This window comes from Methylobacterium sp. 142-1Y, from assembly GCF_057747795.1.
On the sequence record NZ_CM173224.1, the window covers coordinates 1479736 to 1496585 of the forward strand.

General features: G+C 72.0%; 12 protein-coding genes and 1 riboswitch. Of the genes, 6 read left to right on the forward strand and 6 right to left on the reverse strand.

The window, feature by feature from the left end; all coding sequences use genetic code 11:
* Positions 1–71: 71 nt before the first annotated feature.
* Positions 72–902, forward strand: coding sequence for a DUF1236 domain-containing protein (locus AC3AOF_RS06925; protein ID WP_488348052.1), 831 nt, complete (start codon positions 72–74; stop codon positions 900–902).
* Positions 903–919: 17 nt separating this feature from the next.
* Here AC3AOF_RS06925 and AC3AOF_RS06930 read toward each other — a convergent pair whose 3' ends face one another.
* The gene (locus AC3AOF_RS06930; protein WP_488348053.1) at positions 920–2065 is read right to left on the reverse strand and encodes a helix-turn-helix transcriptional regulator; all 1146 of its coding nucleotides are present in this window, start codon (positions 2063–2065) and stop codon (positions 920–922) included.
* A 257-nt stretch (positions 2066–2322) separates the two neighbouring features.
* Here AC3AOF_RS06930 and AC3AOF_RS06935 point away from each other — a divergent pair, with 257 nt between their 5' ends.
* Together AC3AOF_RS06935 and AC3AOF_RS06940 are read left to right on the forward strand one after the other, a co-directional pair.
* The gene (locus tag AC3AOF_RS06935) at positions 2323–3525 is read left to right on the forward strand and encodes a pyridoxal phosphate-dependent aminotransferase (protein WP_488348054.1); all 1203 of its coding nucleotides are present in this window, start codon (positions 2323–2325) and stop codon (positions 3523–3525) included.
* A 519-nt stretch (positions 3526–4044) separates the two neighbouring features.
* On the forward strand, positions 4045–4305 hold the full coding sequence (locus AC3AOF_RS06940) for a hypothetical protein (protein WP_236991460.1): 261 nt from the start codon (positions 4045–4047) through the stop codon (positions 4303–4305).
* A 366-nt stretch (positions 4306–4671) separates the two neighbouring features.
* On the opposite strand, the gene AC3AOF_RS06945 is transcribed toward AC3AOF_RS06940, so the two are convergent.
* Positions 4672–6855 carry a transglycosylase domain-containing protein gene (locus AC3AOF_RS06945; protein ID WP_236991459.1) on the reverse strand — a complete coding sequence of 728 codons (2184 nt, stop codon included), beginning with the start codon at positions 6853–6855 and terminating at the stop codon, positions 4672–4674.
* 224 nt (positions 6856–7079) lie between these two features.
* Between AC3AOF_RS06945 and AC3AOF_RS06950 the strand changes: the two genes are divergently transcribed.
* Positions 7080–7940: a type 1 glutamine amidotransferase gene (locus tag AC3AOF_RS06950; protein ID WP_236991458.1), complete on the forward strand. Its 861-nt coding sequence runs from the start codon at positions 7080–7082 to the stop codon at positions 7938–7940.
* 250 nt (positions 7941–8190) lie between these two features.
* Here the strand turns inward: AC3AOF_RS06950 and AC3AOF_RS06955 are convergent, their stop codons facing one another.
* The 4 genes from AC3AOF_RS06955 to AC3AOF_RS06970 form a co-directional block, all read right to left on the reverse strand.
* A complete protein-coding gene (locus AC3AOF_RS06955; RefSeq protein ID WP_236991457.1) occupies positions 8191–9654 on the reverse strand; it encodes a methyl-accepting chemotaxis protein in 1464 nt (487 codons plus the stop codon).
* Positions 9651–9992, reverse strand: coding sequence for a hypothetical protein (locus AC3AOF_RS06960; protein WP_236991456.1), 342 nt, complete (start codon positions 9990–9992; stop codon positions 9651–9653). Before AC3AOF_RS06960 ends, AC3AOF_RS06955 begins: the two co-directional genes overlap by 4 nt.
* A 228-nt stretch (positions 9993–10220) precedes the next feature.
* Positions 10221–11372: an acyltransferase family protein gene (locus AC3AOF_RS06965; protein ID WP_488348055.1), complete on the reverse strand. Its 1152-nt coding sequence runs from the start codon at positions 11370–11372 to the stop codon at positions 10221–10223.
* 128 nt (positions 11373–11500) lie between these two features.
* Positions 11501–11875, reverse strand: coding sequence for a restriction endonuclease (locus AC3AOF_RS06970; protein ID WP_236991454.1), 375 nt, complete (start codon positions 11873–11875; stop codon positions 11501–11503).
* Between the two features lie 151 nt (positions 11876–12026).
* Positions 12027–12138: riboswitch (TPP riboswitch) on the forward strand.
* A gap of 58 nt (positions 12139–12196) precedes the next feature.
* On the opposite strand from AC3AOF_RS06970, the gene thiC reads away from it, so the two are divergent.
* Both thiC and AC3AOF_RS06980 read left to right on the forward strand, forming a co-directional pair.
* A complete protein-coding gene (gene thiC / locus AC3AOF_RS06975; RefSeq protein WP_488348056.1) occupies positions 12197–14077 on the forward strand; it encodes a phosphomethylpyrimidine synthase ThiC in 1881 nt (626 codons plus the stop codon).
* A 12-nt stretch (positions 14078–14089) separates the two neighbouring features.
* Positions 14090–16810 (forward strand): ATP-binding protein, encoded by a 2721-nt coding sequence (locus tag AC3AOF_RS06980; protein WP_488348057.1) that lies wholly within the window; start codon positions 14090–14092, stop codon positions 16808–16810.
* Positions 16811–16850: the final 40 nt, after the last annotated feature.

Genomic DNA, 16850 nt, shown 5'->3' on the forward strand with positions numbered 1-16850 from the left:
TCCGTTGCGGCCCGGCACTGCAGCAACCCGCGCCATCGGCCGCGCGGGTGCGGTGCCGGGAGAGGGGTCACATGAGCAAGCTCATTCGCGGCAAGGCGCTTCGGGGAACGATGACGGCCGCCGTGCTGGTGCTCGGCGCGGCCACGGCCTTCGCACAGGGTGGCGCAGGTGGTGCCGGCGGCGGAGCAGGGGGCGGCGGTGCGGGTGCGGCCGGCGGGGCCGCGGGTGGTGCCGGCGGAGGAGCGGGCGTCGGTGGTGCCGGCGGTGGCGCGGGCGTGGGGGCCGGCGGCGGCGCGGGTGGTGCGGCCGGTCCTCGCGGCGGCGCCGGTGCGGCCCAGCCGGGCGGCGGGGCCGGGCCGGCGGGCGGCGCGGGCCAGCAGCCGGGGGCCCCTGGCGGCCGGGCCGGTGGCGAGGGCGCCCAGCCGGGTGCCGGCGCGCGCGGGGCCGAGCAGGGCGAGCGGGGCGGACGCGGGACCGAGCCGGGCGGCGAGCGTGGCGCGGAGCGCGGCGAGCGGGGAGACCGCGGCGAGCGCGGCGCGGAGCGTGGCGAGCGCGGAGCCGAGCGGGGAGATCGCGGCGAGCGTGGAGCCGAGCGGGGTGAACGCGGCGAGCGCGGCGGCGGCCGGTCCGAGGCGAGGGGCGCCGTCTCGCGGCTCGACACCACGAAGCGCACCGAGTTCCGCCAGACCATCGTGCGCTCCGGCGTGCGGCCGCTGACGGGCGTCAACTTCGCCCTGCGCGCCGGCGTCGCGGTGCCGCGCTCGGTGACGCTGCACGCCCTGCCGCCGGCGATCCTCACCCTGGTCCCGGCCTATCGCGGCTTCCAGTACGTGCTGGTCGGCGACGACATCGTCATCATCGATCCGGATACCTACGAGATCGTGGACGTGATTCCGGGCTGACCTTGCCGCTCTCCGGCTCAGGCGCCCTGCCTGAGCCGGAGGATGAACACCGCGAGCTCGGATTGCCGCGACACTCCGAGCTTGGCGAAGACCTGGCGCAGCTGCGAGCGGGCGGTCTCGTGACGGATGCCGAGGCTCGCGGCGGCCTCGACCAGGGAGCGCGACCCGTCCATCAGCAGGGCGAGCCGCGCCTCCGCCGGGGAAAGCCCGAACCCGGCCAAGCGCTCCGGTCCGCCGCCGCCCGAGGCCGCCACCCGGCGCAGGACGATGAGGGCGAGCTGGTCCGGCACCAGCAGCCGCGCCATCCCGAGCACGCCGCGCAGGTCCTGGCGCAGGCCGATCGCCGTGACCTGCCAGGTCTCCCCGCCGATCCGCATCGGGCCCGGTGGGCTCCCGGGGGAGGGGGCGTCGCCGCAGGCGAGCGCCGCCTCGCGGGCCATCGCCGCGGCAAGGTCCGGGTTCCTCACCTGGATCCGGTCGAGGGCGCCGACCCGCAGCACCTCGCCCTCGGCGATCAGGGCCCGGCCGGCGCGGCTCGCCTCGACGAGGCGCAGGTCCCGCGTCACCAAGTCCCGCGTCACCACGAAGGCGGGATCCGCCACCCGCTCCAGCAGCGTCTCCCCGGGCGCAAGCGCGGCGCTCACCGGGAAGCAGGCCCGGTTGGTCTCGATCGCCCGGCGCATCCGCGGGCCGATCCGCCCCATCACGGCAGCGAGCCGGCCGTGGTCGCGGGACGCCCGGGCGAGGTCGTGCTGGAGGTTCAGCACCGCCAGGCGGCCGTCGGCATCGATCAGCTTGATCCCGCTCGAGGCCGTCATGCCGCCCAGCCGCGACAGCCAGTCCGCGTAAAATTCGGTGCGGCGCAGGGACGAGACCGGCATCCGCTCCTCGGAATGCATCGCCACCATCGTGGGCGTCGTCAGGATCACGGAGATCCACGGGTTCACCGCGCCGTAATGCGCCTCGTAGGCCCGGACATGGGCGGGGTCCCAGCCCCACTGGACGAGCGGCAGGCCGGTCCCGGCGGCGGCATCGACCATCTGGAGCACCGGCCAGACCCCGGGCAGGAGGCGGCCGATCTCCGCCATCACGGCGTCCCAGGCGGCGGGGTCACAGGCGGCATGGTCGACCGCGAGGCCGATTTCCTCGGATACCCGCCGCACACGCTCCGCCTCGCCCATCGCCGTTCGGTCCCGCCACCGCCCGGGCTCCCGGGCCCGGCCCGGTACGGTGTCACGGGGTGCGCGGAAAAGTCCAGAACCGGCGATTTCGCGAGGCGGGACAGCCTCTTCTTCGGGCACCGCGCCGCTTGCCCGCACCGACGCGCGGGACTAGGGTCCCGCCCGCTCGAAGACCCGGGCGGCCCAAGCGCGGCCAGACCGGGCCGTGTCCCAAAGCTTCTTGTCCGGAGTCGATCATCATGGGCTTTCTGGCCGACGCCCTCTCGCGCGTGAAACCCTCCGCCACCATCGTGATGACCCAGAAGGCGCGGGACCTGAAAGCCCAGGGGCGCGACGTCATCAGCCTGTCGGTCGGCGAGCCGGATTTCGACACGCCCCAGCACATCAAGCAGGCGGCGATCGAGGCCATCGCCCGCGGCGAGACCAAGTATCCGCCGGTCTCCGGCATCGTGCCCCTGCGCGAGGCGATCGCCCGCAAGTTCAAGCGCGAGAACGGCCTCGACTACAAGCCGAGCCAGACCATCGTCGGCACCGGCGGCAAGCAGGTGATCTACAACGCGCTGCTCGCCACCCTGAACCCGGGTGACGAGGTGGTGATCCCGCGGCCCTACTGGGTGTCGTACCCGGAGATGGTCGGCCTGTGCGGCGGCACCCCGGTCTTCTGCGAGACCACGATGGCGACGAACTTCAAGCTCCAGCCGGAGGAGCTGGAGCGCGCCATCACGCCGAAGACCAAGTGGGTGATCCTCAACTCCCCCTCGAACCCGTCGGGCGCCGCCTACAGCCATGCCGAGATGAAGGCGCTCACCGACGTGCTGGTGCGCCATCCCCATGTCTGGGTGCTCACCGACGACATGTACGAGCACTTGGTCTACGGCGACTTCACCTTCGTGACCCCGGCCCAGGTCGAGCCGGCGCTCTACGACCGGACGCTGACGATGAACGGCGTCTCGAAGTCCTACGCGATGACCGGCTGGCGCATCGGCTACGCCGCCGGACCCGAGCAGCTGATCAAGGCGATGGACTTCGTCCAGGGCCAGCAGACCTCGGGTGCGGCCACGATCTCGCAATGGGCGGCGGTCGCCGCCCTCGATGGGCCGCAGGACCACCTGGCCGAGTTCCGGGCCGCGTTCCAGACCCGGCGCGACCTCGTCGTGTCGATGCTGAACCAGACCAACGGCCTGCGCTGCCCGACGCCGGAAGGCGCGTTCTACGTCTATCCGTCCTGCGCCGAGCTGATCGGCAAGCGCACCGAGTCCGGCAAGGTGATCGAGACCGACGAGGATTTCGTCACCGAGCTGCTGATGGCCGAGGGCGTCGCCTCGGTGCACGGCTCGGCCTTCGGCTTGGGCCCCAACCTGCGCATCTCCTACGCGACCTCGAACCAGCTCCTGGAAGAGGCCTGCCACCGCATCCAGCGCTTCTGCGGCTCGCTGCGCTGAACGCGCCATAGGCCGATCACCTGATTCGACCCGGCAGGCCCGCGCCCGCCGGGTTTTTTCTCGGATCCGGTCAAGCTTTTCCGGCCGATGCGTTTAGACGCAAGGGCGGGGCCCGCATTCCGGTTGCTCCCCCGGCCCGGTCTGGCTTACACGGGCCGTCCTCGATGCCGGCGCGCCCGGAGGCTTCCGGAACCCATCCGGGCTGTGCGGCAAAGAGGTCGGCGATGACGGGGTGGGGCGGACCAGTTCTCTGCAACCCATTCCTGTGAGGCTCAGTGGGCCGAGCAGTCGCAGGAGCGTCACGGGTTCGGGGAACAGGAACCGCGACCCTGGCGCATGGCCCACCAGACTTGCGCTCGACGCGGCAAGACCCCGCCCGGCCGACGCGCCGACTTGCCGGCTCCCGATGTGGGACGGTCCTATCCGCGCCGCGAGGGGCCGCGCGTTAAGCATTGTGGCCCAAGACTGTTCGGACGGGCCGGATCGCCGGCCCGACGAGATCGTGGGTCCCGACCAGCCATGTGGCGCCTCCTCACCGGCGGAATCAAAGTCATCATCGCGATCGCCGCGCTGACCACGGCGGCGAACTGGATCGCGCTACGCGAGAAGGACCGGGCGCCGAGCCCGGCGCTCGCTGCCATTCCCGACCCGGCCACCACCGGCACCATCGCGCCCGGCAGGGTCGGGGCGAAATCGGCCGAGGTGAAGCCCGCTCGCCTCGACCAGCGCGGCCTCGGCCGGCTGGTGTCGGAGGCTTCGGGGGACGCAAGGCGGCGCTGAAGGCGGCGCGGCTCCTCTCCCACGAGGCCCCGCCCTGGGGCCGAAACCCCATCGACAGGCCGGCTTCGCAGGGGGCCGGCTTTTTTCATTCAACGAGCCAACGGCCGCCGCGCAACGACCGCTCCCCTCTGCGGGGGAGGGCCGCCCCTGCGTCAGCAGGGGCCGGAGAGGGGCAGCGCGACGCTGATCCAGATGGCGCCCGTCACCACGGTCGCGACTTCTCCGGAAGCGGGTTCCCCTCTCCCGCCCCACTCCGTGGGGCACCCTCCCCCGCAGAGGGAGGGAGGGTTCACGCGCACGACCGTCGAGCTTGTCGCTGCGCAGGTCGCATCGTGACGAACTGAGATCCAATTCGTCGGACCATATTCAATCGACCCCGAACAGCCGCTCCAGGAAGTTCTTGTCCTCCCGCGTCGGGCCGCCCCGCTGCGGGGCCGGCTGGCGGGCCGGGGGCTGGCCGCCGCCGACGAGGTCGTCGATCAGGCCGCCCAGCGAGGGCGGCTCGGCGGGGGCGGGGTTGGCGGAAGCGACGGCGGTGCTGCGCCGCCAGCGGGCGGCGCCCGGCAGGGGCACCGGCTTGTCGCCGCGTAGCGCCGCACTCATCACGCGGTTCCAGATCTCGACCGGCAGGTTGCCGCCCGACACCTTCTTCGTCGGCTCGCCGTCGTCGTTGCCGAGCCAGACGCCGGTGACGAGGGTCCCGGAGAAGCCGATCACCCAGGCATCGCGAAAATCCTGGCTGGTGCCGGTCTTGCCGGCCAGATCCCAGCCCGGGATGTCGCCCTTCTTGGCGGTGCCGCTGACGAAAACCTCGTGCATCATGGCGTTCATCATGCCGACCGCGTCGGGGGCGATCACCCGGCCGAGGCTGCTCGGGGCGCGCTTGTAGACGGTCTTTCCGTCTGAGGTCTTCACGCTGGCGATCACGTAGGGGATCACCCCCATGCCGCCATTGGCGAAGGCCGCGTAGGCGCCCACCAACTCGAGCGGCGTGACCTCGGAGGTGCCGAGCGCGATCGAGGCATTGGCCTGGAGCGGCGAGGTGATGCCGAGGCGCTGCGCCGTCTGCACCACCGCCTTCGGGCCGACCTCCATGCCGAGGCGCACCGCCACGGTGTTGAGCGAGTGGGCGAGCGCGTCGCGCAGGGTTACGGGGCCACTGTAGTTGCGCGAGTAGTTCTCCGGGTTCCAGCCCTTGATGTTGATCGGCGCGTCCTCCCGCACCGTGTCGGGGGTCAGGCCGCGCTCGACCGCCGCGAGGTAGACGAAGGGCTTGAAGGCCGAGCCGGGCTGGCGCTTGGCGGTGGTGGCGCGGTTGAACTGGCTCTGGGCGTAGTCGCGCCCGCCGATCAGCGCCCGGATCGCCCCGTCCGGCCGCATCGTCACGACGGCGCCCTGGCCGACATTGTAGCGCCCGCCCTTCTGGTTCAGCTCGTCGACCAAAGCCCGCTCGGCCACCGCCTGGATCGCCGGATCGACGGTGGTCTGCACCGAGACGTCGGTCTCGATCTTGCCGACGTAATCGTCGAGCACGTCCATCACCAGATCGGCGACGTAGTTGGCCGAGCCGCCGCCCTTCGCCCGCGCAGGTCTCGCCGGCTGGGCGAGCGCCACCTTCACGTCGGCGGGCTTGGCGAACCCCAGCTCCTGCATCGCCGCCAGCACCTGGGCGGCGCGAGCCTGGGCGGCCGGCAGGTTGCGGTTGGGGGCGAGCCGCGAGGGCGCCTGGACGAGGCCGCCGAGCATCGCGGCCTCCGCCAGCGTCACGTCCTTGGCGGGCTTGGCGAAGTAGCGCTGGGCCGCGGCCTCGACGCCGTAGGCGCCGGCGCCGAAATAGACCCGGTTGAGGTAGAGTTCGAGGATCTCGTCCTTGGTGTATTTGTGCTCGAGCCAGAGCGCCAGGATCGCCTCCTGGATCTTGCGCGAGGCGGTGCGCTCCTGGGTCAGGAAGAGGTTCTTGGCGAGCTGCTGGGTCAGGGTCGAGCCGCCCTGGGCCACGCCGCGGCGGGTCAGGTTCTGGCCGATGGCGCGGGCGATGCCGACCGGATCGATGCCGAGATGGGAGTAGAAGCGCCGATCCTCGATCGCCACGAAGGCGCGGGGCAGGTAGGGCGGCAATTCGCGGATGCTCACCGTGCGCCCGCCGGTCTCGCCGCGATTCGCCAGCAGCGAGCCGTCGGCGGCCAGGATCGCGATGTTGGGCGGGCGCTTCGGCACCGCGAGCTGGTCGATCGGCGGCAGCTGCGAGGCGTGGTAGGCGACGATGCCGGCCAAAGCCACCAGGCCCCACAGGCCGAGGATCATCGTGCCGTAGACCAGGGTGCCGAGGAACGAGCGCCGGCGGCGCCGCGGCGCGGCCGGCGCGCGGGCCGACCGTTTCGGCGCCGTCTTCCCCTTGGAGTTGTCCCTGCCCTTGGAGTTGTCCTTGGCCACGCCGCCCCCCGCCCGGTCCCCGCGCGACAGGCGCAGGTCGAGGGAAGCCGGATCTCCGGATCCATCCGCCTCGAATCGCGGCTCGACCCGACCCTTCCGCTCGCGTCCCTTCGCCATCCCGCCGACTTCCCCTTCGCCCCCGGACATTCGTCCCCCGCGGGGCGTCGCCGGCCCGCTCGGGGCATTCAAGAGACGCTAAATGAGGCGGGTTTAAGGGCCGTTAACCGAAATTTTGTCGAATAATCACCGAGACTTAGCATCGTTGCAGCAGGGCTGCGGCAAGCCGTTCCGGGAACGGCCCGTTCCGGGGAGCGTTGCGGAGGCTCTCACAAGGAGCCGACATGTTGCACCTGCTGGTGGCGGATGGGAACGACCGGGCCGGCCGAGAGACGCATCTCTCGGTCTGCGACAAGACCTCCGCCGAGACCTATGCGGGCATCCTGCGCGCGCTCGCCCCGGACGCACTCTGCCATCTCGTCGCCCCGGCGGATGCGGGGACGGTGCTGCCGCGGGCGCTCGCCGATTGCGACGCCCTCGTGCTCACCGGCTCGACCCTGCACGTCGAGGAGGGCGGGCCCGCGGTGACCCGGCAATGCGACCTGGTGCGGACGGCGCTCGCTGCCGGGCTCCCGGTCTTCGGCTCGTGCTGGGGCGTGCAGGTGGCCGCCACCATCGCGGGGGGGCGCGCCGCCCGCAACCCGCGCGGACCGGAATACGGGCTCGCTCGCGCCATCCACCGCACCGAGGCCGGGGCGGGGCACCCGCTCCTCGACGGGCGCCCGCCGGCCTGGGACGCGCCGGCGATCCATGACGACGCCGTCATCGACCCGCCGCCGGGCAGCCGGGTGCTGGCGGGCAACGACCGCCTCGACGTCCAGGCGATCGAGATCCGCCTCGGCGAGGGGGTGTTCTGGGGCACGCAATACCATCCCGAGCTCGACCTCGACGAGGTCGCGGCGATGCTGCGGCTCTCCGCCAGCGGGGTGGTGGAGGCGGGTTTGTGCCCGGACGAGGCCGCGCTCCATGCTTACGCGGATGCGTTTCGCGATCTGCACCACGACCCGGAGGGGCGTCCCGACCTTGCCTGGCGCCTCGGGGTCGTGGCCGAGGTCCTGGAGCCGGAGCGGCGTCGGCGGGAGATCGGGAATTTTCTCGATCGGTTGGTGCGGCCGCGGAGCAGCCGCGCCCGAGCGCCTGTCTGAGGGGTGATCTGAAAGAGAAAGGGGGTGGAGCATCCCACCCACTCACCTCATCCTGAGGTGCGAACGAAGTGAGCCTCGAAGGAGGGCTCCAGAAGGCACTGAGGTATCTGGAGCCCTCCTTCGAGGTCGGTCGATCTTCGATCGCGTGCGATCTCCGATCGCCAACACCTCAGGATGAGGGTGTGGGTGGGATTTGCACATCTATCGGATTTTTTCGACAGGAGGCCTGCTCACACAGTCCCCGAAGCGCTCACGCCGCCCGCACGCCCTGCAGGAAGCGCGCGACCTCGGCCCCGAGATGATCGGCCTGATGGGTCAGGGCATCGGCGGAGGCGAGCACCCGGCCGGCGGCGGAGCCGGTGTCGCCGGCGGCCTGCGCCACGGCGCCGATCGTGGCGGTGAGCGAGCCGGTCCCGGCGGCGGCCCGGTCCATGGCGCGGATGATCTCCCGGGTCGCCGCGCCCTGCTCCTCGACCGCCGCGGCGACGGCGGCGGCGACCCCGTCGATGCCGCGGATGCGCCCGCCGATCGCCTCGATCGCCCGCACGGCATCGCCGGTCGCACCCTGGATGCGGCCGATCTGGCCGCTGATCTCCTGGGTCGCCTTCGCGGTCTGGCTCGCCAGTTCCTTCACCTCGGCGGCCACCACCGCGAAGCCGCGGCCGGCCGCGCCCGCCCGGGCCGCCTCGATGGTGGCGTTCAGCGCCAGCAGGTTGGTCTGGTCGGCGACGCCCGAGATCAGGCTCACCACGTCGCCGATCCGCGAGGCGGCCTCGCTCAGCTCGCCGACGAGCGCAGCGGTGCGGTCGGCCTCCGTGACCGCGGCGCGGGCGAGGCCGGCGGATTCGCCGACCTGCTGGCCGACCTCGCGCACCGAGGCGCCGAGCTCCTCCGTCGCCGCCGCGACGGCACCGACATCGCCGGCCGCCTGGCCCGCGGCGGCCTCGGCCTCTGCCGAGCGCGCGGCGGCGCTGCCCGCCTTCTGCGACATCGCATGCGCCGTCGCCTGCAATTCGCCCGCCGCTGCCGCGACCTCGCCGACGATGCCGCCCACCGCCGCCTCGAACGCCGCCGCCATCCGCATCACGCTCTCGCGCCGATCGTGCTCGGCCGCCTCGCGGGCGGTCTCGCCCTGCCGCTCGAGGTCGCGCAGGCGCGCCATCTGGCTTTGCGCCTCGCGCTCGGATCGCGCCAGCCCCGCCAGCGTCCCGGACACGGTGCGGCAGATCCAGGCCAGCATCGCCGCCTCGATCGTCAGGATCCCGGCATGGAGCAGCACCCTTTGCAGGCTCGCTCCCGTGGGGAAGACGGCGCCGGGCAGGACGAGGTTGAGGACGAGGTGGTGCAGGGCCGTGGCAGCCGTGGCCGCCAGGATCACCCGCCAGTCGCACCAGCCGGCGAGCACCGCCAGGCAGGCGAAGAAGTACATGTGCAGGTCGATCTGCCAGGGATGGCCGGCGCTGGCGTAGAGCAGTACGGCCGCCATGCCGACGAGCGCCAAAGCGGTGGCGATCCGGGTCCGGAGCCCGGTGGGGTCGCGCCACCACGACAGGGTGGCGAGGGTGGCAAGCAGGGTCGCGGCGCCGGCCGGCGCCAGCGTACCACCCTCGCCGGGCAGGAGCGGTATCACCGCCGCGACCGGGACGTGGGCCCAGAGCAGGCCGATCAGGATGCGGGCGTAGGAACGGCGGAGATCGTCGGCGTCGGTCATCATCGGGCAGCGCTCGGTGACGGAGAAGAAGCGTCTTGTGGGTCAGGTCCCGGGCCGCAGCCGCCGGCGACGACCGGGTCGAGCACCAGCCACGCCCCGGCGCCGTAGAGGCGTCCGACGAAGCCCGCCTCGCTCGACCGCGCCACGACGAGGCCGGCCGCGCCCGTCCGCACCAGCACGCCGCCCGCCGCCGCCACGATGCCGGCCGCCTCGGCGATGCCGCTGCCGGGCCGGCCGAGCACGGCCACCGCCTCGGAGCGTGGCACGGCGACGACGAGGAGTGGCGCAAGCAGGAGCAGCAACAGGCCGGCGCCGTCCCGGAGGCGGAAACACGCTTCCATCTGGGTCCGCCCCGGTTCCATGACCTTGGCGGAATCTGTGCGGAAATCGCTGATGATCGGTAAAGACTTGCGACCATTGCGCCGCAGCCCGTCCGGCTAACCGTAAGTCAGGACGTGAGGGAAGACATGCCCTGCGCCCGCCGGGCTGTGAAACGGCGCCCCTTGCGGGAGCGCCGTCGCCGAGCCGAAGACTCGTGGAAGAAGACTCGTGAACGGAGATCCGCGGGATCAGGTCGCGCGAGCGGAGGCGAGGCCCGGTGCCGGGGTGGCGCGCTCCTCGCCGACGAGGTGGAAGGCGGCGGGCCGGCGGAACAGGAACCGGGCCGGGGTGTGGCGGACCAACCGCTCGATCCCGAGGGGCACGGCCACCGCGGTCGCGGTGACGAGGAGCGAGACGACCCCGACATCCGCGATGATCCCGCTCTTCACCAGCACCGTGCGCAACCCCGCCATCGGCAGGAAGAAGGCGAGGTAGATCACGATCGAGCGCTCGCCGCAGGCGCGCAGCATCGCCGTGACGGGGCCGCCGGCCCGGGTCAGCAGGGCGGCCGCGCTCACGATAGCGAGCGCGCCGGCGGCTCCCAGCACCAGGCTCACCCCCGGCAGGCCGGCCAGGTTCGGATGAGACGGGAAGCCGGTCGGCGTGAAGACCAGCGCCCCCTCGATCCCCGCCCAGGCGGCGAGGCCGACGAGCGCGAGGCCCGACCGCGCCCGCACCCAGTCGGCCAGCGCGAAGATGCGGGCCGCGAAGAGATAGCCGGCGACGAAGTAGACGAAGCGGGCGCAGAACTCGTCGATGAGGGTCGAGCCGGTATGGACCGGGGCCAGTTGCAGCAGGGCGGCGCCGATCAGCAGCACCGGGCCGGGCACCCCGCGCAGCAGCTTCACGGCGACCGAGAACACCGCCAGCAGGTAGATGAACCAGAGCGTCGAATAGGGTTCGATCAGGCCGTAGGCGAGATGGGCGAGGAACGCGCCCGGGCCCGCCCCCTCGGTGATCTGGCCGTACTTCACCGCCGATTGGAGCACCATCCACAGCAGGTAGAAATAGGCGAAGTGGACGATGCGCCGGTCGGAAAAGAGGCGCCAGTCGCGATCGACCACGCGGCCGACGAACAGGCCCGACAGAAGGAAGAAATCGGGAATCCGGAACGGTTTGGCGAATTCCACGACGTGGTGCATGAAACCCTCGCCCCCCATCGCCTCGCCGACCCCGAGGGTGGAGTGCATCATCACCACCAGGATGATGCAGATGCCCTTGGCGACGTCGACCCAGGCGAGGCGCCCCGTCTCCGGCGCGGCGTGCGGGCGGACCGGCGGGCGGACCGGATCGTCCGGCCGGACCGAGAGGGCGGGTTCGGTGTTGGGACGGGCGGACATCGGGCGTCTCCACGAGGACGGCCCCGAGGCTCGCAGGGAGACGTAAAGATCGGAGCCGGACCGGCCGGTCGAATCGCGCGAAGAATCGTCGGGATCGATTCACCCTGCTGACGAGGACCCGGCGTCTCTCAACGAAAGCTCCGCTTGGTCTCCCGCCGCGTCCGGGTCATCCGCGTCGCGGTGTGGAAATCGTCCGGCTTGCCGCGCACCCAGGCGAGGAAGCGGGCGATCTCCGGCTCGGCCCGCAGGCTCTCGACGTCGCTGAGGCGACGCGCCAGCTCGGCCTCGCTGTGGCGGGCATGGATCGCGGAGTGGCAGATCTGGTGCAGCTGCACCGTCTCGCCATGGGTGCCGCCCTTGAGCTTCGGCGTCAGGTGGTGCCGGCTCTGGCGGGCGCCGGGCGGGATCGGCCGCTCGCAGAGCGGGCAGATCACCGGGTTGCGGGCGCCCGGGCCGTGCGTGGAGGGATCGTCGTCGCGCCAGCGCCGGTCACGGCGTCCCAAGGCCAACTCCTGAAAGACGGGGAAGTCCCCCGTATCTGGGGCGCCGGCTGGGCGGGGTTCAAGGCCGCGCAACCGCCACCGCGGCCGCCGGGATGCCGCAGCGTTCCTTCAACCCGCGATTGACAAACCCCACCCGCCGCCGGACAGTGGTGCCGTTACCGAGGGGGGCCCCGCCGGCAGGGGCTGAGATTGGACGAGCGTGCGTCCTGACCCTTGAACCTGATCCGGTTCGTACCGGCGGAGGGACGGGAACCTGCCATGATCGACGTTGCCCGTGCGTCCTCGCGCCCCGAGGCCGGATCGTCTCCCCCGGAGAGATCCATGAACGCACCGATCCTCGCCAAAGATCTTCCAACGAGCGTCACCACCGGGCCGATCACCGGCTCGGCGAAGGTCTATGCGTCGCCCAGGGACCGCCCCGACTTGGCGGTGCCCTATCGCGAGATCGTCCTGACCGATCCGTGCGAGGCGCCCGTGCGGGTCTACGATCCCTCCGGGCCCTATACCGAGACGGGCGCCCGCATCGACCTGCAATCCGGCCTGCCCGAGATCCGCGCCCCCTGGATCGAGACGCGCGGCTATGCGGCGGTGGCGCCCCGGGCGGTGAAGCCCGAGGATAACGGCTTCGTGGCCGAGGACAGGCTGGTGGCGCCGTGCCCGGCCGCCCGCACGATCCGCCGGGGCGGCCCGGGCCAGAGGGTCACCCAGTACGAGTTCGCGCGGGCCGGGATCGTCACCGACGAGATGATCTACGTCGCCCATCGTGAAAACCTGTGCCGCGAGGCGATGCTGGCGCAGGCCGAGGGCGCGCTCGCCGACGGCGAGAGTTTCGGGGCGGCGATCCCGCCCTTCATCACGCCGGACTTCGTGCGCGACGAGGTGGCGCGCGGGCGGGCGATCATCCCGGCCAACATCAACCACACCGAACTCGAGCCGATGGCGATCGGCCGCAACTTCCTCGTCAAGATCAACGCCAATATCGGCAACTCGGCCGTCACCTCCTCGGCGGCCGACGAGGTCGAGAAGATGGTGTGGGCGATCCGCTGGGGCGCCGACACCGTCATGGACCTGTCGACGGGGCGCAACATCCACAACATCCGCGGCTGGATCCTGCGCAACGCGCCCGTGCCGATCGGCACGGTGCCGATCTACCAGGCGCTGGAGAAGGTCGGCGGCGACCCGCTCAAGCTCGACTGGGAGGTGTTCAAGGATACCCTGATCGAGCAGGCCGAGCAGGGGGTGGATTACTTCACCATCCATGCCGGCGTGCGCCTCGCCCATGTGCCGCTCACCGCGCGGCGGGTCACCGGCATCGTCTCGCGCGGCGGCTCGATCATGGCGCGCTGGTGCCTCGCCGGGCACCGGGAATCGTTCCTCTACGAGCGCTTCGAGGAGATCTGCGACATCTGCCGCGCGTACGACGTGTCGTTCTCCCTCGGCGACGGCCTGCGCCCGGGCTCGATCGCGGACGCCAACGACGCGGCGCAATTCGCCGAGCTGGAGACCCTGGGCGAACTGACCAAGATCGCCCATGCCAAGGGCTGCCAGGTGATGATCGAGGGCCCCGGCCACGTGCCGATGCACAAGATCAAGGTCAACATGGAGAAGCAGCTCGCCGAGTGCGGCGAGGCGCCGTTCTACACGCTCGGCCCGCTCACCACCGACGTGGCGCCGGGCTACGACCACATCACGTCCGGCATCGGCGCGGCGATGATCGGCTGGTACGGCACGGCGATGCTCTGCTACGTGACCCCCAAGGAGCATCTCGGCCTGCCGAACCGCGACGACGTGAAGACCGGCGTCATCACCTACAAGATCGCCGCCCATGCCGCCGACCTCGCCAAGGGCCACCCGGCGGCGCAACTCAGGGACGACGCCCTGTCGCGGGCCCGGTTCGACTTCCGCTGGGAGGATCAGTTCAACCTCTCCCTCGATCCGGACACGGCGCGCGCCTACCACGACGAGACTCTGCCGAAGGACGCCCACAAGGTCGCGCATTTCTGCTCGATGTGCGGCCCGAAATTCTGCTCGATGAAGATCACCCAGGATCTGCGCGCCGACGTGCTCGCCATGGAGGCCGCGGGCGAGGTGATCGCGAAAGCCACACCCTTGAGCGAAGCGGAGCGGGAAGCCGGCATGGCCCAAAAATCGGCGGAATTCCTGGGCGAGGGCGGGAGGCTGTACGTCGAAGCCGGCGAGTAAGGATCCTCCACGATGCCGATGCAGGCCCCCGCCACCCCGCCCGGGCCTGCCCCGTCCCCTGTCCCGGGAACTCGGCGTCCCGGCTCGATCGTGCGCCGCCTGGTCGTCTTCGGCCTCGGCCTGGCGGTGCCGATCCTGATCTTCGGCGGCGTGGTGCTGTGGCAGTTCGCCGGCGCCGCCCGCGGGCGCCTGGAATCGGAGGCGCTCGGCCGTGCCAGGATCGAGGCGGCGGCGGTCGACCGCGAGCTGGCGAGCCTCATCGCCACTCTCGAAGCCCTGAGCCTCTCCAACGCGCTCCAGCGCGGCGACGTGACGGCGTTCCGCGAGCAGGTGCAGGAACTCGCCCGCCGCAGCGGCCTGCCGACGATCCTGCGCGATCCCGACGGGCGGCGGCTGATCGATCTCGGCAGCGAACCGATCCCCGAACGGATCGACGCCGCGGACGCCGCGGCCCTCGGTGGCCGGCCGGCGGTCTCGGGCGTGATCGACGGACGCTTCCGGGTGACGGTGCCGGTGATGCGCCGGGGCGGCGAGGCGGTGCTCTATCTCCTGTCCTTTTCCCTGCCCACCTCGCGGCTGCGCGACGTGCTCGCCTCCGGCGGCGTGCCGAAGGACTGGGTGATGAGCGTGATCGACCGCGACCACCGGGTGCTGACCCGCACCCGGTTGCCGGAGCGGTTCACCGGCGCGCAGGCCCCCGACGAATTGCGCGCCGCCACCGGGCCGGAGGGCCACTGGCGCGGCAGCTCGCTCGAAGGCGAGCCGTTCTTCATCGCCTATGCGCGGGCCGGGGTGCCGGATTGGCGCGTCGCCGTCGGGGTACCGGAGGAGGCGCTGGCGGCGCCGGTGCGCGCCTCCCTCGTCTGGTTTGCCGGGCTCGGCGTCATGCTCTCGGCGATCGCGGCGGTGCTGGCGCTGGCCTTCGCCCGCGGCATCGCGGCGCCGCTCCACGCCCTGCGCGACCAGGCGGTCGCCCTCGGGCTGGGCCGCGCGGCGCCGGTGCTGGCCGGGGTGCCGGCGGAGGTCGCGGCGGTGAGCGCCGAGATCGCCGGCGCAGCGCAGCGCCAGCGCGAGCGGACCGCCGAGCGGGCTCGGGCCGCCTCGGCGCTGCGCGCCGAGACCCAGCGCCTGGAGGTGCTGAACCGCCTCGGCACGGCGCTCTCGAGCGAGCTCGACCGCCAGCGCCTCGGCGACGCGGTGGTGGAGGCCGCCACCCACCTGACCGGGGCGGCCTACGGCGCCCTGTTCGAGCGGGTGCCGGAGGGCCCGGACGGGCCGGAGCATTGGCGGCTCCTCAGCCTGACCGGGGGGCCGCGCGAGGCCTTCACCCGCTTCGGCCTGCCGCGGGTGACGAACCTGTTCAGCGCGACCTTCGCGGCCGGCGGCGTGGTGCTGAGCGAGGACGTGACGACCGATCCGCGCTACGGCAGCCATGGCGGCATGCCGCACGGCCACCTGCCGGTGCGCAGCTACCTCGCGGTGCCGGTGGTCTCCGGCACCGGCTCCACCCTCGGCGCCCTGCTGTTCGGCCATCCCGAGCCGCACCGCTTCGGGACCCGTGAGGCCGCCGTGATCGAGGGCCTCGCCGGCCAGGCGGCGGTGGCGATGGACAATGCCCGCCTGTTCGCCTCGGTGCGGCGCGAGCAGGACCGCTTCGCCGCCGCCGTCCAGGCGGTGCGCGGCGTGCTCTGGACCAACGGTCCCGACGGCCGGATGACCGGCGACCAGCCGGCCTGGGCCGCGCTCACCGGTCAGAGCCCTGAACAGTACGAAGGCTATGGCTGGGCCGAGGCGGTGCATCCCGACGACCGCGCCGCCAGCGTCGAGAGCTGGAACGCCGCGGTGGCCGAGCGCCGACGCTACACCCACGAGCACCGGGTGCGCCGCCACGACGGGGTCTTCCGCACCTACGCGATCCAGGCGGTGCCGGTGCTCGATCCCGACGGCACGATCCGCGAATGGGTCGGCGTGCATTCCGACATCACCGAGCAGCGCGCCGCGGAAGCCGCGTTGCGCGAATCGAACGAGGAGATCCAGCGCTACGCCTACATCGTCAGCCACGACCTGCGGGCGCCGCTCGTCAACATCATGGGCTTCACCAGCGAGATCGAGGCGAGCCAGGACGACATCCGGACCGCGCTCGCGGGTCGGCCGGACGCCGCGCGAATCGACGCCGACCTCGCCGAATCGGTGAGTTTCATCAAGGCGGCGATCACCAAGATGGACGGGCTGATCAACGCCATCCTGAAGCTGTCGCGCGAGGGGCGGCGCAACTTCCAGCCCGAGCCCCTGGCGATGACCGCCCTGGTCCAGAGCCTGGCCGACGCGCAGCGCCACCAAGCGGACACGGTGGCTGCGGTCATCACCATCGGCGAGTTGCCCGACATCGTCGCCGACCGGGTGGCTTTGGGGCAGATCTTCGGCAACCTGATCGACAACGCGATCAAGTACCTGGCGAAGGACCGGCCCGGCCGGATCGCGGTGACGGGCACTCTCTCGGACGGGCTCGCGGTCATCCGGGTGAGCGACAACGGCCGCGGCATCGATGCCCGGGATCACGCCCGGGTGTTCGAGCTCTTCCGCCGCTCCGGCGTCCAGGACCGGCCGGGGGAGGGGATCGGGCTCGCCCATGTCCGCACCCTGGTGCGGGCGCTCGGCGGGCGGATCGACCTCGAATCGGAGTTCGGAGCGGGAACGACCTTCACGGTGACGCTGCCGCTCCGGCAGGCCTGAGCGGCGGTGCAACGGCAGGTTAACGTGACCGGCATGTTTT